Here is a 25603-nt window from a genome sequence, read left to right as displayed (position 1 = left end):
TCACTTCGCGCTGGCCGCGGTGGTGGTGGCGACGACGGTCGCGGACGCCTGGCCCAGGGCTTCCGCGAAGGTGGCGAGCCTGCCGTGCGTCTTGGCGGCGTAGGCCTCGGCGTCCTTGCGCAGCAGGAAGGGCACGGCCAGCGGTGCCTTGGGGTTGCTGGCATCCACCGCGTAGAAGGCCTTGTCAGCAACGACCTTGATGCCCAGCTCCTTGTCGTAGAGATAGGCGACGTTGACCTTCTTGCCCGCTGCCTCGTACTGCTTCATGCCGGCCAGCAGGCAGGCGGGCGAACTGAGCGCGACGATCTCGCCGGAGGCCAACCAGATCTCACCGGCTTCCTTGGGGCGCGTGACGGGCAGCTTGCAGATGGGGTCGTTGCCGGCGATGTCGTAGTTGGCCAGCGTCTGCTTCTGGGCCTCGTAGTCCTGGCCACGCTGCTTGAAGGCTTCGCGCAGATAGCTCTCGTTGACCCAGGCGGCAATGTCGAACTCCTTCACGCGGCCGAGCTTGGACAGCACGCCGTGAGCGATCTTGATCGTCTCGATCCAGCGCGGCTTGATGCTCGGGTCCAGCGTGTGGATGCCGCCGGGGCCGAGGAAGAGGTAGACGACTTCCTTCTCGATCTTGGTCCATTCCTCGATCCGGGTGGCGGCGAGCTTGGGATCCTTGCGCACCCAGTCGTTGGCCTCCATCAGCGCCCTGATGTAGGCGACCACGACTTCGGGGTATTTGTCCGCAAACTCCTTGCGCACCACCACGCCGTGGAAGGTCGGGATCTTGGTCTGCGCGCCGTCGAAGATCTTGCGGGCGAAGCCGCGCTGCGGCAGCAGGTCGGCAAACGGGACGAAGTCGCCATGCGCGTCGATCTTCTTTTCCTGCAGATTGGTCGTGCCGACCTCGGGACTCTGGCTGACGAGGTTCCAGTAGTCCGCCGGCCAGCCGCGCTCCTGCATGGCCTGCAGCATCATGCCGTGCGCCGCCGAACCGAAGGGCACCGAGACCGTCTTGCCCTTCAGGTCGGCCAGCTCGTAGTAGGGGCTGTCCTTGTGCACCACCACGCCATTGCCCGAGCCGAAGGCGTTGTAGGCGATGACGGCGACCAACTGCGTCTCGTTGCCCTTGTTCTGCTGGCCGGTGGCGCCGTTCACCAAGAGCGGATAGTCGCCCATCATGCCGATCTGCAGCTTGCCGGCAACCATGCCGTTGGTGATGGGCGGGCCGGAGGTGAAGTTCTGCCAGTCGAGCTTCCACTCGATGTTGGCGTACTTGCCGGTCCTGGGCAGGCGCTTCTCCAGCAGCTTGAGTTCCTTGAGCACGACGCCGCCGGTGACGGTGTTGGTGGTGGTGTTCTGAGTGCCGATGCCTATCGTCACCACCTCCTTGGCGGCGTGGGCCTGCAGGAGGACCATGCCGAGCGCGAGGCCGGTCAGGCATCGCAGGATGGCGGCGGGAACATGCGAGAGCGTGGCAATCCTCATCTCAATCTCCTGGGCAATCGGTTCACGTTCACGAAGTCGTTGCGCAAGATCGATGCCTGCGCGGCGGCTCCACCAGTCTTCAGACCTGCTCGGCGTTCTCGGTCAGCAGGGCGCGCTTGTGCGCCTTGCCGGCCCAGTGCTCGGCATCGGGCAAGGGGTCCTGCGCGGCCGTGATGAGCGGCCACTGCGAGGCCAGGCGGCGGTTGAGTTCCACGTACTCGCGGTGCTCGGGCGCCAGGTCCTTCTCGTCGTAGATGGCCTCGACGGGGCATTCGGGCACGCAGACGCCGCAGTCGATGCAGGCGGCCGGGTCGATGACGAGGAAATCCGGGCCTTCGTGGAAACACTCCACCGGGCAGGCGGCGACGCAGTCGGTGTACTTGCAGCGGATGCAAGCCTCGGTGACGACGAAGCTCATACGACACCGCCTTGCATCTGGATGGTGGTGAGGGCGAGCTTGGAGAGCTTGCGCACGTCGGGATCCGGGTCGCGCAGCGTGCGCTCCAGCGGCGTGATGGCGCGGGGGTCGCCGATCTCTCCGAGGGCGATGACGGCCTCCTTGCGCAGGTTGCTGACCGGGTGGATCAGCGCCTCCACCAGCGCGGTGACGCCGTCGCGCGCCCTGAGCTTGCCCAGGCTGCGCGCGGCCTTCACGCGCACCTGCCAGTACTCGTCGTCCATGGCGCGCACGAGGTTGGGAACGCCCAGCGCGGAGCCGGTCTTGGCGAAGGTCGTCGCGGCCTCCTCGCGCACCTGCCACACAGGGTCGGCGAGCGCGCGGCTGAGGGCCGGATGCACGCTGATGTCGGCATCGTTCGCGAAGCTGAGCGCGCCGACGGCGACGCGGCGCACTTCGGCGTCGGCGTCATGGGCGGCGACTTCGGTCAGCGCGGAGATCGCCTGAGGCTTCTTCAGATAGCCCAGCACGCTGACGGCGGCGCGGCGTACCCTGGCGTCTGCGTGCGAGAGCGCCGCCATGGCGGGGTCGAAGGCCGCGTCCACACGCAGGGCCTTCACGGCCAGCAGCGCGGCGGCCCGCACCTCGGGATCGGCGTCATCGAGGTAGGGCAGCAGGGCGGAGGCGGAGGCCGCGTCCTTCAACTCCGCCAGCGTGTAGGCGACGGCCTCGCGGACGGCGGCGTCGTCATCCCTGAGCCGGGGCGCCAGCGCCGCCAACACCGCGGGCTCCTCGAAGCCTTCGAGGGCCTTGGCGGCCTCGAGCCGCACGGCGGCGTCGGCGTCGCCCAGCGCTGCGATCAGCAGCGGCGCGATATCGTCTTCCTCGTCGGTGTAGGGCAGGTCGATGACGGCGATGCGGCGCACGCCCGCGTCGGCATCGCGGAGTCGGTCGTGGATGGAGGCGGACTGCATGATCAGCGCACCAGGTAGGGAATGTCGACTCGTACGGCGCCGGTGGGGCAGTCCTTCTCGCAGGGCATGCAGTACCAGCATTCGTCGAACTTCATGAAGGCCTTGTTCTTCGTGAGGTCGATGGCCAGCACGTCGAGGGGGCACACGTCCACGCAGACTGTGCAGCCCTTGTCGGCGATGCACTTGTCTTCGTCGATGACGACGGGGGCCTGGGTTCGGGTCAGGGCGATGGTCATGGCGATCTCCGGGGTCAGGCGGCGGCCGGGGTGGCGACGCGCAGGCGCTGGTAGGCAGACTTCTCTTCGTCGTTCAGCTCCACCACATAGGGCTCGACGGCGCGCTTGCGGAAGACGGCGTTGCCGTTGGCATCGCTCGTCACGTTGGTGTGGCAGAACCAGTCGGCGTCGTTCTTGTCGGGATGGTCCACGCGCAGGTGGTACAGGCCCCAGCGGCTCTCGGTGCGGAACAGCGAGGCGCGCGCGGCCAGCTCGGCGCAGTCGCGGATGGTGTGGGCCTCCATGGCCCGCATCAGTTCGTGCGGGTCGGCCGCGCCCATGTGCTGCAGGTCCTCGCGGATCTCGTCGAAGCGCTGCAGGCCGATCTCCATCTTGCGGGTGACCTTGGGCGGCTGCAGGTAGTCGTTGACGATGCGACGCGTCTTGTATTCGACCTGGAAGGGCGTGAGCCCGTCCGTCTTGCCCAGCGGCGCGTAGACGCGAGCCTTCTCGGCTTCGACCTTGGCCGGTTCGAAGCTCGGCTGCGCGATGCCGCTGACATAGTCCGCCGCGTTTTCGCCGCAGAACTTGCCATAGACGAAGGCGCCCAGCATGTAGTTGTGCGGGATGCTGGCGCAGTCGCCGGCGGCGTACAGCCCGGGAATGGAGCACTCACCGCGCTCGTTGGTCCAGATGCCCGAGGCGCTGTGGCCGCTGCAGAAGCCGATCTCCGAGATGTGCATCTCGATCATCTGCTTGCGGTAGTCGGTGCCACGGCCGGCGTGGAAGCGGCCGCGGCTGGGACGTTCGTTGGTGTGCAGGATGTGCTCGATCTCGCTGATCGTCTCCTCGGCGAGGTGGTCGAGCTTCAGGAACACCGGCCCCTTGCCGCCTTCGAGTTCGTTGAAGAACTCCATCATCATCTGGCCGCTCCAGTAGTCGCACTCGATGAAGCGTTGGCCGGCGTTGTTGGAGGTGTAGCCGCCGAAGGGGCCGGTGACGTAGGCGCAGGCCGGGCCGTTGTAGTCCTTGATCAGTGGATTGATCTGGAAGCACTCGAGGTTGGTCAGCTCCGCACCCGCGTGATAGGCCATCACATGGCCCTCGCCGCAGTTCGTCGGGTTTTCGTAGGTGCCGAACAGATACCCGCTGGCCGGCAGGCCGAGCCGCCCGGCAGCACCCGTGCAGATGACGACGGCTTTGGCCTTGATGACGTGGAAGTCGGCCGTGCGGCAGTCGAAGCCCATCACGCCGGCGATCTCGCCGCTCGGGCCGGTCAGCAGCCGGGTCGCGACGACGCGGTTGGTGATCTCCACGCGTGCCCGCTTGAGCTGCCGGTAGAGCACCCGCTTCATGTGGTGCCCCTCGGGCATCGGCAGCACATAGCTGCCCAAGTGGTGGACCTTGCGTACCGAGTAGTCGCCGGTCTCGTCCTTCTCGAACTTGATGCCCCAGCGGTCCAGCTCCTCGATCATCGGGTAGCTGTTGGCCGCGTAGGCGTAGACACCCTTCTGGTCGACGATGCCGTCGTTGGCGACGGTGATCTCCTTGGTGTACTGCTCGGGCGTCGCATGGCCGGGAATGACGGCGTTGTTCAGTCCGTCCATGCCCATGCTGATGGCGCCGCTGCGCTTGACGTTGGCCTTGTCCAGCAGCAGCACGCGCAGCTTGGGGTTCTTCTCCTTGGCCTTCACCGCGGCCATCGGGCCGCCGGTACCGCCGCCGACGATGACGATGTCGTACTCGTGTTCGATCGTGTCCATGTGCAGGCTCTCCTCAAGAGGCTCGTTCGGAAACAGGCACGCGATCGACGCGCACCTTGTACTGGAAGGCGTCGCCGCGGTAATAGAGGTGTTCGTAGTCGATGGGAACGCCGTCAGCCGTGTGCGTCGTGCGCTCGATGAAAAGCACGGGGGATCCCTCTTCGACCCGGAGCTGACCGGCGAGCGTCTCGTCCGCCAGCGTCGAGCCGATCTGCAGCTCGGCATGGCCGAGCGCGAGGCCGTAGTCGTTCTCCAGGATGGCGAAGACATCGCGTGCGGCCAGGTCTTCCTTGGCCAGGCGTTGGCCTATCGCCGCCGGCACGTAGGTGACGTCCAGCGAGATCGGCTCGCGGTTCAGGAAGCGCAGCCGATGCAGCTCCGTGACCTTGGCGCGCTTGGGCAGATGAAGCTTCTCCGCCACCTGCGGCGGCGGCAGAACCGTCTTGATGGACAGCACGCGGGCGAAGGTCTCGTAGCCCATCTGCCGCATCGCCTCGCCGAAGCCCTGCAGGCGCCCGAGGTCCTGGAAGGCCTTGGGCTTGGACACAAAGCTGCCCTTGCCGTGGATGCGGAAGATGAGGCCTTCGTTCTGCAGGTCGTTGAGCGCCTGGCGCACCGTGATGCGGCTGACGTCGAACGACGCCATCATTTCGCTCTCCGACGGCATCTGCTGATGCGGCTGGTAGCTGCCGTCGAGGATGCGGGCGCGCAGGATCTCCTTGATCTGCGTGTACAGCGGCAGCGGTGAAGTGAGCTTGATGCGCTGAGCGCCGTCCGCCCCAGGGGCGGTCACCAGCGCCAACGGTTTCCTAGCTGCAAGAGCGCCTTTGCTCATGGCCGTCCAACTCGTTATGACAAGTCATCACGAGCATGAGCCGTGCCAGCCTCACTGGAGTCGGATTTGAGGTGCTCAGCGTTCGTTGTTGGCGCCCCAGGGAAGGTCTGTTCGTTGCGTATGACGCCCTGGAACATGCCGGTTTTCCGCTCTGCCGGCGGCGAGGAAATTCCGGCACACGGCAGCCACAGGCCCGTGCACCGAAGCGGGTCGACGCCCCATCCCTGCGCGCAGTTGTCGCCCGTTTGCGGTGCCGCGGTGGAGCGCGGGCTTCAGGTTCAGGCGGACACTGTCAGCCCGGATTGACCGCTTCGGCACCCATTCGGATGTGCGACCTCAACAGCAGTTCCGCATGCCGAGACAGCGCTCGGCCAGGCAGAACAGCTCAGCTCCCGCGAAGAACGGGCCTGGCTCAGGTGCCGCAGGGAGACCGGCGGTCCTGGCGACTTCGGCTTCCCGGCGCAGTGGCCGCTCCGGTTTGCCAGTTCAAGCTTCCTCGACCGGCTGTACTTCAACGGACAACGCCTTGCTCATGTCGGCTCCGTCGGGCAGCTTGATGTGAACATCGTTGTCGAGTCCATGAGCGCCGACGAAGCGCAGCGCGGCGGCGCCGGTCAACGCAGCCTTGGGCGGCAAGCGGTGGACGTGATATTCGCCCGGCAGAAGGGGCACGCGCTGTCCGGCAACCGTGAAGCCGGTCAGCCGTCTGCCCTCTGGCACCTTGACTCGATAGCACTCGAGGCTCATTTGTGCGCCTCCATGGCCCGCGACATCGAGACCGAGGCAGCATGTTGGAGGCGACGCAGTGTTTCCCGGGCGAGCAAGTAGGCCCGGAGTTGGGACGGCGTCATGGACGGGCGCGAACGCGGCGCGCGTCCCGATGTGGCGATGCAAGCGTTCAACTTGGCCATGATTCAGTTCCTCACCCGAATCGGTTCAGGCATTCACAAAGAGCTTGGGGCCCCCACAACCATGCGCTGGGTCAGCGGGCCGTGAGGGCTGTGTGGCGACGCCTATCAGGTCACGCCACGCGCACTTCGATGCGGCGGTGCGAAGCCAGCTCGCGCCGAGGCAGTTCGATGCGCAGCACGCCGGCCTCATAGGTGGCCTTGGCATGCTCGACGTCCACCGCCGCCGGCAAGCGGATGTCCCGCCGGAAGGTGCCGTACGCGCACTGCACCAGCGCATAGCTGCTGCTCGCGTGTTCGCGGGCGTAGCGCTTGCGTCCGAGCACGCTGAGCACCTCCGGCGAGCTCATCTCGATCTGGAAGTCCTCTTGCGCCATGCCGGGCGCCTCGATGCGGACGACCAGCTTGTCATGGGCGCCGTAGACATCCACCGCCATGAAGGACCAGCGGGCCGGCGGGAGCCAGCGATCGGCCTTGCCAGCCATGTTCGGCTTGCCGCCATCGGCATTGGCGGGCTGCGCGTCGTCGGCGTCGCTCCAGAAGCGCGTCAACGCACCGCTGGCTCGCGAGCCCAGTTCGCGCCAGCCCTCCGTCAGCGATTCCCAGGCTTGGCCGGCGCCATGTTTCAACTGCTCTGCGAGATGCGTCATGGTTTCGGCCCTCCGGTCACCCCGCGTTGACGGCGATTCGCCGCGGTTGCGCGTGTGCCTGCTTCGGAATGCGTAGCGTCAACACACCGTCCTTGAGGTTGGCATCGATCTTGGACGTGTCGAGCTCGCGGCTGAGGGTGAAGCTGCGGCGGTAGCGCGGCACACGCAGTTCGGCATAGATGGCCTCCAGGCCGTTCGGCGTCTGCGGCTGGACGCGCCCCTCGATCAGGAGGGCATCGCCTTCCACGTGCAGCTCCAGCTGGTCGCGAGGAACGCCCGGCATATCGGCAAGCAGCGTGATGCCGGTTTCGTCTTCGAAGACGTCCACAGCCGGCGTTACTGCCCGCTCGGTGACAGCGGTATCCGAGGCGGTCTGGGGCTTGTCGCTTTGAGTGATCTCCTTGCTCATGATGTCGACTCCTTCAAGGCGGTGATTACTGGATGGCGATGCGCTTGGGCTGCGCTGCTTCGCGGCGGGCGATGCTCACCTGCAGCACGCCGTCGCGGTAGCTGGCCTTGACCTGGTCGGGATCGACGTCGTCAGGCAAGGCGACCGTCCGGTCGAAGCGGCCGGTGGCACGCTCGCGCGCATAAAAGCGCTGGCGATCGCTGCCTGACGCGGGCGCCACCCGTTCGCCAGCCAGGCGCAGCACGCCGCGGTCGAGGGTGACCTCGATCTTGCTGGCATCCAGGCCCGGCGCGAAGGCATAGACCTCCACGCTCTGCGGCGTGCGGCCGAGGTTGATCTGCGGCACGGTGCCGGTCGCCACCGAGCGAATGCTGGTGGGCAGCCCTGCGATGCCAAAGACCTCGTCGAGCTCGCGGTGCAAGCGGTCAAATTGTCCGAACAGGCTGTTCGGATGGGTCAGCAATGAGTTGAACATGGCTTGATCTCCGTTCAGTGATGTTCACCGGCCGGGTGTCCAGCCGGTCACCGCGGAATTAGGAGCAAGCCAGGCTATTTCAAGGGTGGGCTTCGCTCCCTTGAACTAGGGGGCAGCCGATGGCGTGAAATTCTCAGCGTGCGGCCTTCGCCGGCTCGGAAGCTTTGCCGGCGCCCTCGCAGGCCGCCTTCGTCTTGGCGCTGTCTGCGGCCAGGCAACGCGCGGCTGCGTCATTGACGCCGCCCGGCCGGCTGCCGACAGGTGCGGATGCAGGCGGTGCAGCAGGGGCGGTGATGTTCCTGGACCTGAGTGGCACCGAAATCTGCGGAACCACCCGCTCCTCAGGCCGCTGCACCCCAGGTTCCTTCGCGTTCTCGGAGGCCGTGAGGGCTGGATTGCGATCCGGGGCCACCCTTGAGGCCGCGGTCTCGGGCGCCGAAGCGGGTGGCGAGGAAGAGGGGGCCGGCTGAGCGCAGGCGGCGCTGGTGACGATCACCGCAGTGATGCCGCCAACGAGGAAGTCGAGGACGAATCTCATGGCGCACCGTCGTTGTCGTTGCTATGCCAGGAGTGTTGCTACGCCGATGCCGAAGCTTGTGTAGGAGGCCGGCTTCCCACCCATGGCATGGCTTCTGATTTTTGGAAGCGGCCCCAGGTAAACCCGTTCAGAGGCAAAGTCAGGGTCTGCCTAGAATTTGCTGCACTGCACAGGAGATCTCCGCATGGCGACAGCCCGCAAGAAAGCGGCACCCGATCAAGCCCAGGCCGGCGACGCCAAGCCCGGTTTGCGCATCCTCAAGAAGTACCCCAACCGGCGCCTGTACGACACGCAGACCAGCAGCTACATCACGCTGGCCGATGTGAAGCGCATGGTGCTGGAGGGCGTGGACTTCGAGGTCCACGACGCCAAGACCCAGGAGGACCTGACCCGCTCCATCCTGCTGCAGATCATCCTGGAGGAAGAGACTGGCGGCGTGCCGATGTTCTCGACCAACTCCCTGGCCCAGATCATCCGGTTCTACGGCCACGCCATGCAGGGCGTCATGGGCGGGCTGCTGGAGCGCCAGATGCAGGCCTTCACCGACATGCAGCAGCGCTTCACCGAGCAGACGCCCGGCATGCCTTTCACGCCCGAGGCCTGGACAGGGCTGATGGGCGGCTATGCCGAGCAGTCCAAGACGCTGATGAACCAGTGGCAGGAACAGCTCAAGCAGGCGGGCGTGATGTTCCCCTTCGTGCCCAAGAAATAGGCCTCGCGTAACGGCGCGTGAGCGCAGGTAATAGCGCCTTGTCCTTCTAGATCCCGTCCGCACCTGCCAGCTTGGCAATGTTGGTGGAGCGGGCATGAGCGACAAGAAGCATGAGCGGCGTATCTATGTGCCGCCTGGGCACGAATTGAGGCGTACGGGCGGCGAATCGGTCCGCTCCGAGGGCGTCGACACCCGGATCAGCTATTTCGAGGTGGTCGATCCCTCGGGCGGGCGCGTCGGGCGCTACGTCATCCGCGAAGCCCGGGCGACCGACGCTCCGTTTGCGGCTTCCGTCACGGTCGAAGCGGTCGAATAGCCGGCGCAATGGCCCAGGTTCGGGCATTTCGCGCGGGCGCCTGGTGGCCCCCGAGCCGGTTTCTCGCCACATCGCCGAAAATAGGCGGATGAATGAATCCGCCACCACCGCCGCTGCGGCCGCCGCGCCCAGGATCGGCTTCGTGTCCCTGGGCTGCCCCAAGGCCCTCACCGACTCCGAGCTCATCCTCACGCAACTGCGTGCCGAGGGCTATGAAACCTCCAAGACCTTTGCCGGCGCCGACCTGGTGATCGTCAACACCTGCGGCTTCATCGATGACGCCGTCAAGGAAAGCCTGGACACCATCGGCGAGGCCCTGGCCGAAAACGGCAAGGTCATCGTGACCGGCTGCCTGGGCGCCAAGGCCGGCGCGGCCAGCAAGGATGCCGGCAGCCTGGTGCGCGAGATCCACCCGAGCGTGCTGGCCGTGACCGGCCCGCACGCCACCCAGGAGGTCATGGACGCGGTGCACACCCATGTACCCAAGCCCCACGACCCCTTCGTCGACCTGGTGCCGAGCTTCGGCGTCAAGCTGACACCCAAGCACTACGCCTATCTGAAGATCAGCGAGGGCTGCAACCACCGCTGCTCCTTCTGCATCATCCCCAGCATGCGCGGCGACCTGGTGTCCCGCCCCATCGGCGACGTGCTGAACGAGGCCCGGGCGCTGTTCGAGAGCGGCGTCAAGGAGCTGCTCGTCATCAGCCAGGACACCTCGGCCTATGGCGTGGACGTCAAGTACCGCATGGGCTTCTGGGACGGCAAGCCGGTCAAGACGCGCATGCTGGACCTGGTCGCCCAGCTCGGCGAGCTCGCCAAGCCCTATGGCGCCTGGGTGCGCCTGCACTACGTCTACCCCTATCCGCATGTGGACGAGGTGCTGCCGCTGATGGCCGAGGGCCTGGTGCTGCCCTATCTGGACGTGCCCTTCCAGCATTCCCATCCCGATGTGCTCAAGCGCATGAAGCGCCCGGCCAACGGCGAGAAGAACATGGAGCGCATCCTGCGCTGGCGCGAGAGCTGCCCGGAGCTGGTCATCCGCTCCACCTTCATCGCCGGCTTCCCCGGCGAGACCGAGGCCGAGTTCCAGCATCTGCTGGACTTCATGCAGGAAGCCAGGATCGATCGCGCCGGCTGCTTCGCCTATTCGCCGGTCGAGGGCGCCAGCGCCAACGACATCCCCGGCGCGCTGCCCCAGGAAGTGCGCGAGGAGCGCCGCGCGCACTTCATGGCCGTGGCCGAGCAGGTGTCGGCCGCCAAGCTGCAGGCCCGCGTGGGCCAGACGCTGCAGGTCCTCGTCGACTCCGCGCCGGCCCTGGGCCGCAAGGGCGGGGTGGGGCGCTCCTACGCCGACGCGCCCGAGATCGACGGCACCGTGAAGATCCTGCCGCCCGAGAAGGCCAGCAAGACGATGAAGGTGGGCGACTTCGTGCGTGCGCGCGTCGTCGCCGCGGATGGCCATGACCTGGTGGCGAGCCTGGTCTGATGAGCAAGAAGAAGGCACCGAGTACCCAGCTCATCCACCACCCCTACCGTGCCCCGCAAGGCTGGGATGCGGTGCCCGTGCCGGTGGCCAAGGCCTCGACCGTGCTCTTCAGAAACACGGCCGATCTGCACAAGCCGCGGCCGCGCGATGGCCTGACCTATCGCTACGGCCTGCACGGCACGCCGACGAGCTATACGTTGGCGGCCCGCATCGCGACGCTGGAGCATGCCGAGTATTGCCTGCTCGTGCCCAGCGGCCTGGCGGCGGTGACGCTGCCGTCCCTGGCCATGCTGCGCCCGGGCGACGAGGTGCTGGTGCCGGACAACGTCTATGGCCAGAACCGCTATCTGACCGAGTCCTGGCTGCCGCAATGGGGCGTCACGCACCGCTTCTACGACCCGCTGACGGTGCCGGAGCTGCGCGACAACACCAAGCTGGTCTGGCTGGAAGCGGCGGGCTCGATCACGCTGGAGTTCCCCGACCTGCTGGGCACGCTCGCCGCCTGCCGCGCGCGCGGCATCACGACGGCCCTGGACAACACCTGGGGCGCGGGCCTGGCCTTCAACGGCTTCGAGCCGGCGCCTGGCACCCATCCGGGCCTGGGCGCCGACATCGTCATGCAGGCCCTGACCAAATACGCCAGCGGCGGCGCCGACGTGCTGATGGGCTCGGTCTGCACGCGCGACCGCAAACTGCACGACCGCCTCAACCACACCCACGAGCATCTGGGCTATGGCCTGGGCTTGAACGATGTGGAGGCGGTGCTGCGCAGCCTGCCGACGATGCCGCTGCGCTACGAATCCCAGGATCGCGTGACGCGCGAGCTGGCCAGCTGGATGGCCGGCCGGCCCGAGGTGGCCCAGGTCTTCCACCCGGCGCTGCCCGGCTCGCCCGGCCACGAGCACTGGCTGGCCGTCGGCGGCGCCGGCGCGGCCTGCCTGTTCTCGGCGGTGTTCAAGCCCGAATACAGCGCGGCCCAGGTGGATACCTTCGTCGACGCGCTGCAGCTCTTCGGCATCGGCTATTCCTGGGCCGGCCCCATGAGCCTGGCCGTGCCCTACGACATGAGCCGCAGCCGTGACCTGCCGTTGCCCTTCGAGGGCGGCACCTTGGTGCGATTCGCGATTGGCCTCGAGGACGGCAATGACCTCAAGGCGGACATCGAGCAGGCCTTGTCAGCCCTTCGCTGACACCTTGTGCCGCATCAGCTGACCCTTCTCGCGCTCCCAGTCCCGCTTCTTCTCCGTCTCGCGCTTGTCATGCTGGGCCTTGCCCTTGGCCAGGGCAATGTCGGCCTTCACGCGGCCGCCCTTGTAGTGCAGGTTCAGCGGCACCAGGGTGAAGCCGCGCTGCTCGACCTTGCCGACCAGGCGCTTGATCTCGGCCTTGTGCATCAGGAGCTTCTTGGTGCGATCGGCTTCGGGCGTGACGTGGGTGGAGGCGCTGCGCAGCGCATTGATGCGGCAGCCGATCAGGAAGAGCTCGCCGTCCTTGATCATCACGTAGCCGTCGGTCAGCTGGACCTGGCCGGCGCGGATGGCCTTGATCTCCCAGCCGGACAGCACGACACCGGCCTCGAACTGTTCCTCGATGTGGTAGTCGTAGCGGGCGCGGCGGTTCTCGGCGATGGACATGAAGTGGGATGTGGGGCGCAAGGCCCTTCTTACAATCCCGGCATTCTATGAAGCAGGTCAAAAAGTCCGTTCTGCTCTGGTACACGCCACGTGAGATGTACGAGCTGGTCACCGCAGTGGAGCGCTATCCCGAGTTCCTTCCCTGGTGCAACAAGGTCGATGTGCTGGCGCGCGAGGACGACACGGTCACGGCCCGCCTGCATCTGGCCTATGCCGGCGTGCGCCATGCCTTCACGACGCGCAACCGCAACGAGGACGGGCGCAGCGTGCGCATGGAGCTGGTCGACGGCCCCTTCTCGCATCTGGACGGGTTGTGGCAGTTCCAGCCGCTGAACAAGCCCGGAGCGGACGCCGAGGCGACGGCCTGCAAGATCGCTTTTGAACTCAGCTATGCCTTCACGAGCGGTGCGTTGGAGGCCGTCGTCAGCCCGGTGTTCGATCGCATCGCCAACACCTTTGTCGACAGCTTCGTGCAGCGCGCGGAAGGCCTCTACGGTGCGCGTTGAACTGGTCTGGAGCCCTGCCGCCGGCGTTGTCCAGCAGCGCTGGCTGGAGGTGGAGGAGGGCGCCACGCTGGAGGCGGCGCTGCGCGCCTGCGCCGACTTCATGGCGGCGCACAGCCAGCCTCTGGAGGAATTGCGCCTGGGCATCTGGGGGCGGCTGCGTCCGCTGACGACCGCGCTGCGCGAGCGCGACCGCATCGAGGTCTATCGCCCCTTGACCGTCGATCCCAAGGAAGCCCGGCGGCTGCGCTATGCCAAGCGCGGCGAGCGCATCGTGTCGCGCCACCGGCCCAAGCACTCAGGCTGAGCCGGCCTCGCCCCTTACTTGTTGCACTCGCTGGTGATGAGGTCGCGGGCGCGGTTGACCTCGGCGGCGATCTGGGCGTCGTCCATGAAGATGCGTTCGCCCTTCTCGTTGGTGCGGGTCAGGCGCTGGCCGCTCTGCAGGTCGCGCAGATTGGCCTGGGCGCGGGCGCAGTTCTCGCGGCGCTGGGCGGCCACGCGGCGCTCTTCTTCCTTCTTCTTGGCGGCTTCGCTTTCCTGGTCCTGCTTCTGGCGCGCGGCGGCGTCCAGCTCGGCCTTGGTCGGCGCGCTGGCGGCCGGCTTGGGTGCCGAAGCGGCGCTGGCGGGAGCTGCGGGCGGCGCGACAACGATGGTCGGCTTGGCCACATAGGGCCGCTGCAGGATGTCCTTGTCCGGCGTGCCGGGCGGCGGCGGCATGTCGCTGTACTGCACATTGCCCTTGGCGTCGCGCCACTTCCATTGCGCCTGGGCGGCGCCGGCAGCGGCGAGGCAGAGCAGCACGAGGAGAGTTTGGCGAAGGGCTTGGCGAGACATCCGACCAGTTTAGGGCCTGTTCACGTGGGGGCAATGGCGGCAAAACGGGACGCAATGCACAGTCTCGGCGAACCCGTTGCCCCAGTTTCGCGAAGGCCTCTGCACCGGGGCGGCGCGACGGGTCATCTGACCCTCCGTATAATGCCGCTTTGCGTCTGGAGCTTTCCTCATGCGCCTTCTCGGCAAAGCGCTCACCTTCGACGACGTTCTGTTGGTGCCAGCGTTCTCCCAGGTGTTGCCACGCGACACCAGCCTTGCGACCCGCCTGTCGCGCAACATCCCCCTGAACCTGCCGCTGGTGTCCGCCGCGATGGACACCGTGACCGAAGCCCGCCTCGCGATCGCCATCGCGCAGGAAGGCGGCATCGGCATCGTGCACAAGAACCTGTCGGCCGAAGCCCAGGCGCGCGAGGTGGCCCGGGTCAAGCGCTATGAGAGCGGCGTCGTCCGCGAACCGCTGACCATCAGCCCCGACGCCCCGGTGCGCGACGCCGTCGAACTGACCCGCCTGCATGGCTTCTCCGGTTTCCCGGTCGTCGAAGGCAAGCGCGTCGTCGGCATCGTCACCGGCCGCGACCTGCGCTTCGAGACGCGCATGGACGCCAAGGTCCGCGAGATCATGACGCCGGCCGAAAAGCTCATCACCGTGCGCGAAGGCGCGTCGCTGGACGAAGCCAAGGCCCTGATGCACACCCACAAGCTGGAGCGCGTCGTCGTCATCAACGACGCCTTCGAGTTGCGCGGCCTGATGACCGTCAAGGACATCACCAAGCAGACCAGCTTCCCCAACGCCGCCCGCGACGCCCACGGCAAGCTGCGCGTCGGCGCGGCGGTCGGCTTCGGTGAAGACACAGAGCAGCGCGTCGAGTTGCTGGTCAAGGCCGGCGTCGACGCCATCATCGTCGACACGGCCCACGGCCACAGCGCCGGCGTCGTCGAGCGCGTGCGCTGGGTCAAGCGCGCCTTCCCGAACGTGGACGTCATCGGCGGCAACATCGCCACCGGCGCCGCGGCCCTCGCGCTGGTGGAAGCCGGCGCCGACGGCGTCAAGGTCGGCATCGGCCCCGGTTCCATCTGCACCACCCGCATCGTCGCGGGCGTCGGCGTGCCGCAGATCACGGCGGTCGACAACGTCGCCACGGCCCTGCGCGGCACCGGCGTGCCGGTCATCGCCGACGGCGGCGTGCGCTACTCGGGCGACCTGGCCAAGGCCATCGCCGCCGGCGCCGACTGCGTCATGATGGGCGGCGCCTTCGCCGGCACCGAGGAAGCCCCGGGCGAGACCATCCTCTACCAGGGCCGCACCTTCAAGAGCTACCGCGGCATGGGCTCCATGGGCGCCATGGCCAAGGGCAGCGCGGACCGCTACTTCCAGGACACCTCGGGCAACAACCCCAACACGTCCAAGCTGGTGCCCGAAGGCATCGAGGGCCAGGTGCCCTACAAGGGCTCGGTCGTGCAGGTCATCTTCCAGATGGCCGGCGGCCTGAAGGCCTCCATGCACTACTGCGGCTGCGCGACGATTGCCGACATGCAGAACAAGGCCGAGTTCGTCGAGATCACGACGGCCGGCATGCGTGAAAGCCATGTCCACGACGTGCAGATCACCAAGGAAGCACCCAACTACCGCAGCGAATGAGCTGCTGACCGCGACAACGGGGCGATTTGAGAATCGCCCCGTTTCTCTTTTCAGAATCACGATGAGCCAGCCCCCGAAACGCACTCCCGCCATGGGTTTCATCATGGCCGCCGTGCTGATCGACATGATCTCCATCGGCCTGATGGTGCCGGTGCTGCCGCATATCGTGGGGACCTTCACGCACAGCAACGACGAGCAGACCTCGGCCTTCCTGCTGGTGACCTTGGCCTTCGGCGTGGCCAACTTCATTGGCTCTCCCGTGCTGGGCTCGCTGTCGGATCGCTATGGCCGCCGCCCGGTGCTGCTGATCGGCTTTGCCGGCCTGGCCCTCAGCTTCTTCGTGACGGCCATGGCCACGGCGCTGTGGATGCTGGTCGTGGTGCGCCTGTTCTCGGGCGCCATGCAGGCCAATATCGCCATTGCCAACGCCTATGTGGCCGACATCACGCCCGCTGAAGATCGCGCTCGCCGCTTCGGCCAGCTCGGCGCCATGTTCGGCCTGGGCTTCATCCTGGGCCCTGTCATCGGCGGCTGGCTGGGCCACTACGACGTGCACTGGCCCTTCATCGCCGCGGGCTGCATGGCCGTGTTGAACTGGTGCTATGGCTTCTTCGTGCTGCCCGAGTCGCTGCCGCTGGACCGGCGCACCGGCTTCAACTGGAAGAAGGCCAATCCCGTGTCGGCCCTGCGCGGCCTGGTGGCGCTGAAGGGCGTTGGCTCCCTGGTCGTCGTCATTGCACTGGCTTCGCTGGCGCAGTTCATGTTGCACATGACCTGGGTGCTCTACACCAAGTTCAAGTTCGGCTGGGGGCCGCTGGAGGTCAGTTGGTCTCTATTCGCCGTCGGCATTGTCTCGGTCATCAGCCAGGGCGTGCTGCTCAAGCCGCTGCTGGCCCGCTACAGCCCGCAGCGCCTGGCCCTCGTCGCCATGGGCTCGGCCTCGCTGGCCTATCTGGGCTTCGGCCTGGCCACCGAGGGCTGGATGATGTATGCCGTCATCGGCTTCAACCTGCTCGGCGGCGTCGCGACGGCGGCGGTGCAGAGCATCATCTCCAACGCCGCTGCGGCCGACCGCCAGGGCCAGGCCATGGGTGCCGTGTCGTCGCTGAACAGCCTGATGGCCGTCCTCGCCCCGGGCGTCGGCCTGACCCTGCTGGGCTGGGTGTCGCACCGCCCGGCGACCGATCCGCTGATGGGCCTGCCCTTCTACACCTGTGCCGCCCTGCAGCTGATCGCCCTCATCGTGGCCTATCGTTTCTTCCACGGCCAGCGCACCGCTTTGCAAACCGCCTGAGTTCACCATGCAACACGACAAAGTCCTCATCCTCGACTTCGGCTCCCAGGTCACCCAGCTCATCGCCCGCCGCGTGCGCGAAGCGGCCGTGTACTGCGAGATCCACCCGAACGACGTGTCCGACGACTTCATCAGGTCGTTCGCGCCCAAGGCCATCATCCTCAGCGGCAGCCACGCCTCCACCTACGAGGACCACGAGCTGCGCGCGCCGCAGGCCGTGTGGGACGCCGGCGTGCCGGTGCTGGGCATCTGCTACGGCATGTTCACGATGACGGTGCAGCTGGGCGGCCAAGTCGAGGCGGCCGACCACCGCGAGTTCGGCTATGCCGAAGTGAGGGCGCACGGTCACACCAAGCTGTTGGAAGGCATCCAGGACTTCGAGACGCCCGAGAAGCACGGCATGCTCAAGGTCTGGATGAGCCATGGCGACAAGGTCACGGCGATGCCGCCCGGCTTCAAGCTGATGGCCTCCACGCCCAGCTGCCCCATCGCCGGCATGGCCAACGAGGAAAAGCGCTACTACGCCGTGCAGTTCCACCCCGAGGTCACGCACACGGTGCAGGGCGACGCGCTGCTGCGCCGCTTCGTGCGCGACATCGCCGGCTGCCAGGGCGACTGGCAGATGGGCAGCTATATCGATGAGGCGGTTGCAAAGATCCGCGAGCAGGTCGGCGATGAGGAAGTCATCCTGGGCCTGTCTGGCGGTGTCGATTCCAGCGTGGCCGCCGCCCTGATCCACCGCGCCATCGGCGACCAGCTGACCTGCGTCTTCGTCGACCACGGCCTGCTGCGTCTGAACGAAGGCCAGATGGTCATGGACATGTTCGCCGGCCGCCTGCACGCCAAGGTCGTGCATGTGGATGCCAGCGCCCAGTTCCTCGGCAAGCTGACCGGCGTCAGCGACCCCGAGAAGAAGCGCAAGATCATCGGCGCCGAGTTCGTCGAAGTCTTCCAGGCCGAGGCCAAGAAGCTCACGAACGCCAAATGGCTGGCGCAAGGCACCATCTATCCCGACGTCGTCGAGAGCGGGGGCACCAAGACCAAGAAGGCCATCACCATCAAGAGCCACCACAACGTCGGCGGCCTGCCCGAGACGCTGGGCCTGAAGCTGCTGGAGCCGCTGCGCGAGCTGTTCAAGGACGAGGTGCGTGCCCTGGGCGTGGCTCTGGGCCTGCCGGCCGACATGGTCTACCGCCATCCCTTCCCGGGCCCGGGCCTCGGGGTGCGCATCCTAGGCGAGATCAAGAAGGACTATGCCGACCTGCTGCGCCGCGCCGATGCCATCTTCATCGAGGAGCTGCGCAACACCATCGACCCGGCCTCCGGCAAGAGCTGGTATGCGCTGACCAGCCAGGCCTTCGCCGTCTTCCTGCCGGTCAAGAGCGTGGGCGTGATGGGCGACGGCCGTACCTATGACTATGTCGTGGCCCTGCGAGCCGTGCAGACCAGCGACTTCATGACGGCCGATTGGGCCGAGCTGCCCTATGCGCTGCTCAAGCGCACCTCGGGCCGCATCATCAACGAGGTGCGCGGCATCAACCGCGTGACCTACGACGTTTCCAGCAAGCCGCCCGCGACCATCGAGTGGGAATGATTTGATATCGGGCCACTGTTGGCAATCTGGGCAGACCTTGGGGCAAGACCTGCGGCGAATTGTTCGTCGAGCCGCTTGGTGCTGGCCAAGCTGGTAAATCCCCGTCACGCAGGTGCGGTGCCTGGATGGCAGGTTGGCTACCCCTGCGCCCACCAAACGCCTGGTCGGCCGGCACTCGCCGTTGCGGGCATCAGTTAGCGCATATCCACAGCATTGAGGATGTGCGCGTGGCGCTGGCGAGGGAACGTCGCGTGCGTTGCAGCCCTGCAATCAGGTGTCATGAGTCAGGGCTAGCTTGAGGTCATGCCGTTCCAGATCGGGACGCGGCAAGGAGGGCTCATGGGGAAGATCGTCAGCGCCTGCGCGTACGCCAACAACGAAGTCGCCTACGTTGCCTGGAACCTGGACGGCAAGATCGAGGGATGCCTCGGCTTTGAGGTCACCCGCGTGTACCTGAACGCCGACGGATCCGTCGCCCTGCGTGCAGACGGCAGCGAGGATCGCGTGCGTTGCGCGAGTTGGGTGGGTTTTTCCGGCCAACGCAATCCTCATTGGCTGCCGCAGGACACGGGCATCTGGCCGGTGCAGAAGCTCGAATGGCGCGACCTCACCGTCCGCAAGAGGCGTGACGGCCTCCAGCGCCGGCCCGCAGAGGTCTTCGTTCGGTACGAAATCCGCCCGCTTGGCGATTTGGAGCCGGGCATGCCAGCGGCGCCTGATCCGACGCCAAAGTCGGTCCAGGTCGTTCAACGAGACGCCAGTGGGCGGCCGGTCAAGGACGGGAACGGACACCCCGTCAAGGTCGCCGTCAAGGCCTACGAGGGCAAGCCGCGTCCGCTGGGTTACCTGGGGCCAGCCGTACCCACCGAACCGGTTCGCGTGACCAGCCATCGCAGCGTGTTCAGGTCGACGTTCACCAACGGCATTCTCGCGGCCCAGTGGCTGCGCAACGTGCTGATGGAGGACGGTCAAATCTCCCCCAACGAGCTGTTCGAGAAGATCTCCAATCCCGCCGACCCGCATCGCAAGTATCTGGCCGGCGACGTCCTGCCGCTGCTGCACGAACTGTTCGGACGGCCGGGAACGTTCCACTTGGCCTTGTACGAACTGGACGACAAGGAATTGGTCGATCTCCTCCTCGCCAACGCGGCACGCATCCATGTCATCCTGGCGAACACAGGGCTGGAGGATGGCAAGTGGGATGGCCGAAACGCCAAGGCACGGCAGGCACTGATCGATGCCGGTGCCGACATCCAGCACCGCATGTTCAACAACGCGACGCACATCGGCCACAACAAGTTCGTCGTGCATGATCCCGCGGACGGCGGGGCGCGTTCGGTATTCACCGGCAGCACCAACTGGACTTCGACGGGGGTTGCGGGGCAAAGCAACAATGCGCTGTTGATCGAAGACGATGCTGTCGCGCAGCTCTTCATGGACTACTGGGAGCGCATGAAAGCGGACGCGCTGGCCGTGCCGAATCCCTTCAGCAGCCCCATGTCGAAGAACCAGCAAAGCCTGGAGTTCAGACGTTCCAATGAAGCCTCTGCCAGCGTGGGACTCGCCAACGGGGCGCGTATCGAACTCTGGTATTCGCCGAATATGCAGCAGCGGACCAAGGGGAAGAAGACTCCGCCCGACCTGCAGGAGGTCTACCGGCGCATGCGGCTCGCACGCGAGGCCATCCTCTTCCTCGCCTTCTACCCGGCCCAGAGTGGCAAGGATTGCATCATCGGCGAGGCGATCGACATCGGACGCAAGGATGGCAAGCTCATCGTCACCGGCGCCGTGTCCAGCGCGCAGGCCATGCCGAACTATGTGGCCGCCAAGAAGAACGATCCCGACGACGACAGCGACGACGAGGCGGCCGAATCGCCGCGCACCTTCTTCGAGAACAACGTCTCGATCGTTCGCGCGTCGCGCGTCGACGATCGGGCACTGCTGGCGGACTTCGGGGCGGAACAACTGACTGCGAAGGGTGGCATCGGGGCAATCATTCACGACAAAGTGGTCGTGATCGATCCGCTGTCGCCGGAATGCACGGTGATCCTCGGCAGTCACAACCTGGGCTTCAAGGCCTCCTACTGCAACGACGAGAACATGGTGATCGTGAGTGGGGATCAGGCCCTGGCCGAAGCCTATGCGGTGCATATCCTCGACGTCTACGACCACTACCGCTTCCGTGCGGTTCAGGCAGAGCGGCAGGAGAAGCATCAGAAAGGCTGGTCCGGCTTCCTGGATTCGGATGATTCCTGGCTGGAGGCTTATGCAGAAGGCGAGAAGGGTGCGTTGATGCGCTATTTCGCGCGCGGCCGGCCGAACTGAATGCCTGCAGCCAGCGGGCGGCACAGACGACGGCTTCGAACTGCCGCCAGGCGTAGCGCCAATGATCCAGTTGCCGCGAAACTCAGGCCCGCATCACGGGTGGGGCTCCGGGGTGAACGGAGTCGCCCCGTTCTCGGGTGAAGTGCGGGACTTCGCTTGGGCTTGCCGTGTCCCTGCGGGAAACTGGAGAGGGTGTCGGTGAAGGCCCGGCGGTGGTCGCTCAACTCGGCGAAGTGGTGCCGTCGCTGATATCCTCGCGCGCCATGCCGCCGCCAGCGGCGCTGCCCTGGCGCAGCAAGGAGTGCTTCCATGTCCACGCCGCCCGACCAGTTGCCCAAGCAGGGAAGCGGCAAGACCGCCCTTCGCGAGGTGCTGGAGTCGGTCGGCAGCAAGCCCAAGAAGCCCGACCCGCTGACTGCGGCCAAGGAAAAATACGATGCCGCCAAGCTCAAGCTCGAGCAGGGCGATCTGGCCAAGGTGCCCGATGTGACGCCGCCTGGCGTGGAGTCGGCCCATGCGGCCGTGCTGAGCGCCCGCCGCGGCCTGGTGGCCGATCCCAAGACCTTGCCGGACTACGCCCGCGCCGCCAAGGCGCTGGAGCTGCTGGTCGGGAAGGTGGCCGCCTACCTGAAGGCCGAGGCCCAGGCCGTCCAGCAGCTGAAGAAGAAGTACGACAGCGCCAAGGCCGACATCGACAAGGCGCTCAAGGGCCAGCCGGCAACGGCGCCCACCGGACTCACGGCAGCCTTCGACGCGGTCACCCAGGCCCAGGCCAGGCTGCCCGCCGATCCCAAGACCATCGCCGCCTACGTCGACGGCATCAAGGCCCTGCCGGCGTTCAAGACCGCCGTCGCCGACTACGCCAAGGCGGTGGCACGCAAGGCCAATGTCGACACGGCGACAGCGAAGTTCAGCTCCACCGGTACCGAGCTGGCCAAGCTCAAGGGCTCGGACAAGCTCGATGCCGAGCAAAAGCGCATCCTCGACCAGGCCCTGAAGGACCAGCTCGGCAAGACCGACAAGCCGATGTCGGAGAGCGAGCTGAAGAAGTTCGCCCAGACCGTCGTCGACAAGACCAACCAGCTGGCCGAGACGCCGCTGGAGAAGGTGCCCAAGGGCAGCAAGACCATCAAGAAGGGCCTCAAGGGCATCAACGAGAAGCTGGCGAAGTCGCCGACGTTGAAGACCAATATCGTCAAGCTGCAGCAGGACAAATGGGTCATCAAGCTCAATGAGCCCGGCGGCGGCAGCTATTGCGACAAGATCAACAAGACCATCGCCATCGACCCCAACGACCCGCTCGACGAGGCCCTGGGCGGGCTGGCGCACGAGACCGGCCACGCGCTGTTCACGCCGCCGCCCAAGCCCACGGTGGCCAGCGTGGCCAGCGGGCTGGAGTACGTGCGCAAGGCCACCGAGGTCGACTTCATCGACGAAGGCGAGGCCCAGCTCGTGGCCTGCCGCACGGCCAAGGAGCATGCGGCCAAGGGCGTGGTCAGCGAGGTGCCGGCCGACGCCTCCGGCAAATTCATGGCCATCTACGAGAAGCTGGAAAAGGGCGAGATCGACGAGGCCACGGCCCGCCAGGACATGGCCAAGGAATTCGGCAGCCTCATCACCAGCACGACGCATGAGGACTACAAGACCTACTATGGCCGCGGCCATATCGACACCTGGAACAGCGCCCATGCGTCCGAGCCCGCCAAGCAGCTCTCCTATGCCGACCTGAGCGGCGTGACCCTCTTCCCCTGACCTTCAAGCCGGAGCGCCCGCCCATGAGCGACCCCATCCTCTTCGCCACGATTGACCAGCTGCTGGCCGAGCCGGCCCTGGACCCCGCCAAGATCGGGCAACTCCTGGGCGCCACGCTGGTGCGCAACCCGGACGCCGACACGGGCGCCGTTGAGTCCTGGGAAGCCGCTCCAGGCAAGGGAGGCGCCTATGAGGCCATCGACCTGCGCATGCCCGACCCCGACATCGGCGACGGCGCGATCTTTCTCAGCGCGACCCTGCGTGAGGACGGCGGCATTGACGGCACGGCCATCGGCGCCCATTACGGGCTGGACTTCAAGACCGAGATCCCGTCACCGCGCTTCCGCCCGGGCAGCGTGCCGGTCTATCTGGTGTATGAGAAGGACTGGGGCAGCTTGTCCTTCGGCGTCACGGCGGATGCGCAGCGCCGGCTGGTGCGCTTCGTGCTGTCGACGCGGCGACCTTGACGTCCAAAGCTCTTCGCCAACCCGCCGATGGCACGCAGCCTCGGCGGGTTTTTTCCGGGTGATGACAAGTCGAAGACGCCGTCTGCTAACGCGTCACCCAATCAGGGTTCAAGCCTGGTCCATCAGGCGCAGCCGCCGTCACGAGGCCTGCACATCGCATTCCTAGAGTCGCTCGCCATCCCGACTCTTCTTCCCGGAGTGCCCCATGTCCTCACAAGATCGCCGCGGCTTCCTGCGCAGCCTGGGCCAGGCCGCTGGTGCCAGCGTCGCGCTGGCCAGCTTCCCGCCCGTCATCCGGCGCGCCCTGGCCATCCCCGCCCACCAGCGCACCGGCACCCTGCACGATGTCGAGCACATCGTCATCCTGACGCAGGAGAACCGTTCCTTCGACCACTACTTCGGCACCCTGGCCGGCGTGCGCGGCTTTGGCGATCCCTTCCCGGCGCCCACGCTGGACCGCCCGGGCACCTTCACCGGCAAGACCGTCTTCGTGCAGCCCAATGGCGGCGGCGCCAAGGTGCCCGGCCGGCCCAACTGGGGTGGCCAGCGCACGGCCATCGCGCCCTTCCACCTGAACACCCAGCAGGACTTCTCGGTCATGCGCGTCAGCGGCACGCCGCACTCCTGGACCGATGCCCAGGCGGCCTGGGACCACGGCCGAATGAACAACTGGCCGGCCGCCAAGCAGGCCCATTCCCTGGGCTATTTCAAGGAGGCGGACATCCCCTTCCAGTTCGCGCTGGCCAAGGCCTTCACACTCTGCGACCACTACCACTGCGCCACGCAGACCGGCACCAACACCAACCGCCTCTTCCTGTGGAGCGGCGGCAACGACCCGCTGGCCCTGGCCGGCGGCCCATCCACCGACAACAGCCACGACTGGTTCAACGAGAACCCGCTGACCGACTACACCTGGACGACCTATCCCGAGCGCCTGCAGTCTGCCGGCATCTCCTGGCAGGTCTACCAGGACATGAACGACAACTTCACGGACAACTCGCTGGCGGGCTTTCGGCCCTTCCGTGACGCCTGGTACGGCCGGCCGGGGTTCTCGGCGCAGCTGAAGGAGCGTGGCGTCAGCACGCGAGATCTCGACCAGCTCAAGGCCGACGTCTTGGCCAACCAGCTGCCCCAGGTGTCCTGGATCGTCGCCACGGCCGAAGGCTCCGAGCACCCGGGGCCGTCCAGCCCGGCCTCGGGCGCCGACTACACGGCTCGCGTGCTGGAGGCGCTGACGGCCAACCCGGACGTCTGGTCCAGGACCGTGCTCTTCATCAACTTCGACGAGAACGACGGCTTCTTCGATCACCTGCCGCCGCCCGCCGCGCCGTCCTACGAGGCCTATGACGCCGACCCGGCCAAGGCCAGGCTGGCCGGCGCCTCGACGGTGGACACGACGGGCGAATACCACCACGTGCTCAACGGCAGCGACCCGGCCTACCAGCACCGTCCCTATGGCATGGGCCCGCGCGTGCCCATGTATGTCGTCTCGCCCTGGACCAAGGGCGGCTGGGTCAACTCCCAGGTGCATGACCACACCTCGGTCATCCGCTTCATCGAGGCGCGCTTCGGCGTGCCGGAGCCGCTGATCACGCCGTGGCGGCGCGCCGTCAGCGGCGACCTGACCGGCTGCTTCGACTTCGCCCGCCCCGAGGACAGCGCCTTCATGCAGAACCTGCCGGCCACCGCCGCGCTGCGTGCCCGTGCCCTGACCCTGCCCGGCACCAAGACGCCGGCCGCGCCGGCCACGCTGGCCGCACCGGTGCAAGAGGCCGGCTTGCGCATGGCCCGGGCTCTGCCCTACGAGCTGCAGGTGCAATGCAGCGCCGCGGCCGCGGGCGTCACGCTGCGCTTCGAGAACACGGGCACGGCCGGTGCCGTCTTCCATGTCTACAACCGCCTGGCCCTGGACCAGCTGCCGCGCCGCTACACCGTCGAGGCCGGCAAGCAGCTTGAGGGCGCCTGGACGGGCGCCGCCGGCTCGGCCTACGACCTGTGGGTGCTGGGCCCGAACGGCTTCCACCGCCATTTCACCGGCAACCTGCCCAAGGCCGGCGTGGCCCAGGCCCAGCCTGCAGTGGGCGTGCAGGCCGATCGCGTCTACCTCGAGCTGGTGCTGGAGCTGCGCAATACCGGCAGCAAGGCCTGCACCTTTGTGCTGCAGACCCACCGCTACGCCGCCGTGCCCGACCGTAACTGGATCGTGAGCGCCGGCAGCAGCCAGACCGTGCGCATCTCGGTCGACGGCGAGCACCGCTGGTACGACTACAGCCTCAAGGCCAAGGAGGTGGCCGGCTTCGGCCTGCGCCTGGCCGGCCATCTGGAAAACGGCGAGCCCTCGGTCAGCGATCCGGCCATGTCCGGCGCCGCCGTGCTCGACCAGACCCATCCCTGACCCCCC

The 25603-nt window shown here is 66.7% G+C and carries 26 protein-coding genes; 13 read left to right on the top strand and 13 right to left on the bottom strand.

Going from position 1 to position 25603, the window contains the following annotated elements; translation table 11 throughout:
* The 11 genes from J2X20_RS03955 to J2X20_RS03905 all read right to left on the bottom strand — a co-directional run bounded on the left by J2X20_RS03955 (position 1) and on the right by J2X20_RS03905 (position 8643).
* Positions 1 to 1479, bottom strand: coding sequence for an ABC transporter substrate-binding protein (locus J2X20_RS03955; protein ID WP_310261147.1), 1479 nt, complete (start codon positions 1477 to 1479; stop codon positions 1 to 3).
* A 79-nt stretch (positions 1480 to 1558) separates the two neighbouring features.
* On the bottom strand, positions 1559 to 1897 hold the full coding sequence (gene fdxA, locus J2X20_RS03950) for a ferredoxin FdxA (RefSeq protein WP_310261144.1): 339 nt from the start codon (positions 1895 to 1897) through the stop codon (positions 1559 to 1561).
* On the bottom strand, positions 1894 to 2850 hold the full coding sequence (locus tag J2X20_RS03945; protein ID WP_310261142.1) for a HEAT repeat domain-containing protein: 957 nt from the start codon (positions 2848 to 2850) through the stop codon (positions 1894 to 1896). The genes fdxA and J2X20_RS03945 overlap by 4 nt, the downstream gene beginning before the upstream one ends.
* A gap of 2 nt (positions 2851 to 2852) precedes the next feature.
* Positions 2853 to 3086, bottom strand: a complete 234-nt coding sequence (locus J2X20_RS03940; RefSeq protein ID WP_201804485.1) for a 4Fe-4S dicluster domain-containing protein — start codon at positions 3084 to 3086, stop codon at positions 2853 to 2855.
* Positions 3087 to 3100: 14 nt separating this feature from the next.
* The gene (locus tag J2X20_RS03935) at positions 3101 to 4828 is read right to left on the bottom strand and encodes a fumarate reductase/succinate dehydrogenase flavoprotein subunit (RefSeq protein WP_310261137.1); all 1728 of its coding nucleotides are present in this window, start codon (positions 4826 to 4828) and stop codon (positions 3101 to 3103) included.
* Positions 4829 to 4841: 13 nt separating this feature from the next.
* On the bottom strand, positions 4842 to 5621 hold the full coding sequence (locus tag J2X20_RS03930; protein WP_310261135.1) for a GntR family transcriptional regulator: 780 nt from the start codon (positions 5619 to 5621) through the stop codon (positions 4842 to 4844).
* A gap of 528 nt (positions 5622 to 6149) precedes the next feature.
* Complete coding sequence (locus tag J2X20_RS03925) at positions 6150 to 6410, bottom strand: hypothetical protein (RefSeq protein ID WP_310261132.1); 261 nt, start codon at positions 6408 to 6410, stop codon at positions 6150 to 6152.
* A gap of 274 nt (positions 6411 to 6684) precedes the next feature.
* A complete protein-coding gene (locus J2X20_RS03920) occupies positions 6685 to 7221 on the bottom strand; it encodes an Hsp20/alpha crystallin family protein (protein WP_310261130.1) in 537 nt (178 codons plus the stop codon).
* Between the two features lie 16 nt (positions 7222 to 7237).
* Positions 7238 to 7630, bottom strand: coding sequence for an Hsp20/alpha crystallin family protein (locus J2X20_RS03915; protein ID WP_310261128.1), 393 nt, complete (start codon positions 7628 to 7630; stop codon positions 7238 to 7240).
* Positions 7631 to 7655: 25 nt separating this feature from the next.
* Positions 7656 to 8105, bottom strand: a complete 450-nt coding sequence (locus J2X20_RS03910; protein WP_310261125.1) for an Hsp20/alpha crystallin family protein — start codon at positions 8103 to 8105, stop codon at positions 7656 to 7658.
* 133 nt (positions 8106 to 8238) lie between these two features.
* Positions 8239 to 8643 (bottom strand): hypothetical protein, encoded by a 405-nt coding sequence (locus J2X20_RS03905; RefSeq protein ID WP_310261117.1) that lies wholly within the window; start codon positions 8641 to 8643, stop codon positions 8239 to 8241.
* Positions 8644 to 8827: 184 nt separating this feature from the next.
* Here J2X20_RS03905 and phaR point away from each other — a divergent pair, with 184 nt between their 5' ends.
* The 4 genes from phaR to J2X20_RS03885 all read left to right on the top strand — a co-directional run bounded on the left by phaR (position 8828) and on the right by J2X20_RS03885 (position 12347).
* Complete coding sequence (phaR, locus tag J2X20_RS03900; protein ID WP_310261114.1) at positions 8828 to 9355, top strand: polyhydroxyalkanoate synthesis repressor PhaR; 528 nt, start codon at positions 8828 to 8830, stop codon at positions 9353 to 9355.
* A gap of 94 nt (positions 9356 to 9449) precedes the next feature.
* Positions 9450 to 9671: a hypothetical protein gene (locus J2X20_RS03895; RefSeq protein WP_310261112.1), complete on the top strand. Its 222-nt coding sequence runs from the start codon at positions 9450 to 9452 to the stop codon at positions 9669 to 9671.
* 88 nt (positions 9672 to 9759) lie between these two features.
* The gene (rimO, locus tag J2X20_RS03890) at positions 9760 to 11157 is read left to right on the top strand and encodes a 30S ribosomal protein S12 methylthiotransferase RimO (RefSeq protein WP_310261109.1); all 1398 of its coding nucleotides are present in this window, start codon (positions 9760 to 9762) and stop codon (positions 11155 to 11157) included.
* Positions 11157 to 12347, top strand: coding sequence for a PLP-dependent transferase (locus tag J2X20_RS03885; protein ID WP_310261106.1), 1191 nt, complete (start codon positions 11157 to 11159; stop codon positions 12345 to 12347). The genes rimO and J2X20_RS03885 overlap by 1 nt, the downstream gene beginning before the upstream one ends.
* Here J2X20_RS03885 and smpB read toward each other — a convergent pair.
* Positions 12333 to 12791, bottom strand: coding sequence for an SsrA-binding protein SmpB (gene smpB, locus J2X20_RS03880; protein ID WP_310261103.1), 459 nt, complete (start codon positions 12789 to 12791; stop codon positions 12333 to 12335). The two genes, J2X20_RS03885 and smpB, sit on opposite strands and share 15 nt — an antisense overlap.
* Before the next feature lie 47 nt (positions 12792 to 12838).
* On the opposite strand from smpB, the gene J2X20_RS03875 reads away from it, so the two are divergent.
* Both J2X20_RS03875 and J2X20_RS03870 read left to right on the top strand, forming a co-directional pair.
* Positions 12839 to 13297 carry a type II toxin-antitoxin system RatA family toxin gene (locus tag J2X20_RS03875; protein ID WP_310261101.1) on the top strand — a complete coding sequence of 153 codons (459 nt, stop codon included), beginning with the start codon at positions 12839 to 12841 and terminating at the stop codon, positions 13295 to 13297.
* Complete coding sequence (locus tag J2X20_RS03870; RefSeq protein ID WP_310261098.1) at positions 13287 to 13601, top strand: RnfH family protein; 315 nt, start codon at positions 13287 to 13289, stop codon at positions 13599 to 13601. Before J2X20_RS03875 ends, J2X20_RS03870 begins: the two co-directional genes overlap by 11 nt.
* A gap of 14 nt (positions 13602 to 13615) precedes the next feature.
* Here the strand turns inward: J2X20_RS03870 and J2X20_RS03865 are convergent, their stop codons facing one another.
* Positions 13616 to 14098, bottom strand: a complete 483-nt coding sequence (locus tag J2X20_RS03865) for a DUF4124 domain-containing protein (protein WP_310261095.1) — start codon at positions 14096 to 14098, stop codon at positions 13616 to 13618.
* 202 nt (positions 14099 to 14300) lie between these two features.
* Between J2X20_RS03865 and guaB the strand changes: the two genes are divergently transcribed.
* From guaB to J2X20_RS03830, 7 genes are all read left to right on the top strand, one after another.
* Positions 14301 to 15770 (top strand): IMP dehydrogenase, encoded by a 1470-nt coding sequence (gene guaB, locus J2X20_RS03860; RefSeq protein WP_310261092.1) that lies wholly within the window; start codon positions 14301 to 14303, stop codon positions 15768 to 15770.
* Between the two features lie 61 nt (positions 15771 to 15831).
* Complete coding sequence (locus J2X20_RS03855) at positions 15832 to 17064, top strand: MFS transporter (protein WP_310261089.1); 1233 nt, start codon at positions 15832 to 15834, stop codon at positions 17062 to 17064.
* A 7-nt stretch (positions 17065 to 17071) separates the two neighbouring features.
* The gene (gene guaA / locus J2X20_RS03850; RefSeq protein ID WP_310261086.1) at positions 17072 to 18658 is read left to right on the top strand and encodes a glutamine-hydrolyzing GMP synthase; all 1587 of its coding nucleotides are present in this window, start codon (positions 17072 to 17074) and stop codon (positions 18656 to 18658) included.
* A gap of 339 nt (positions 18659 to 18997) precedes the next feature.
* Complete coding sequence (locus J2X20_RS03845) at positions 18998 to 20983, top strand: phospholipase D-like domain-containing protein (protein ID WP_310261083.1); 1986 nt, start codon at positions 18998 to 19000, stop codon at positions 20981 to 20983.
* 309 nt (positions 20984 to 21292) lie between these two features.
* Complete coding sequence (locus J2X20_RS03840) at positions 21293 to 22735, top strand: hypothetical protein (RefSeq protein ID WP_310261080.1); 1443 nt, start codon at positions 21293 to 21295, stop codon at positions 22733 to 22735.
* Positions 22736 to 22758: 23 nt separating this feature from the next.
* The gene (locus J2X20_RS03835) at positions 22759 to 23202 is read left to right on the top strand and encodes a hypothetical protein (protein ID WP_310261077.1); all 444 of its coding nucleotides are present in this window, start codon (positions 22759 to 22761) and stop codon (positions 23200 to 23202) included.
* 205 nt (positions 23203 to 23407) lie between these two features.
* Positions 23408 to 25597 carry a phosphocholine-specific phospholipase C gene (locus tag J2X20_RS03830; protein WP_310261072.1) on the top strand — a complete coding sequence of 730 codons (2190 nt, stop codon included), beginning with the start codon at positions 23408 to 23410 and terminating at the stop codon, positions 25595 to 25597.
* The last annotated feature ends 6 nt before the right edge of the window (positions 25598 to 25603 follow it).

Source organism: Roseateles saccharophilus (assembly GCF_031458095.1).
In the GTDB taxonomy this organism is placed as follows: domain Bacteria; phylum Pseudomonadota; class Gammaproteobacteria; order Burkholderiales; family Burkholderiaceae_C; genus Pelomonas; species Pelomonas saccharophila_A.
This window is presented reverse-complemented; position numbering and strand designations above follow the sequence as displayed.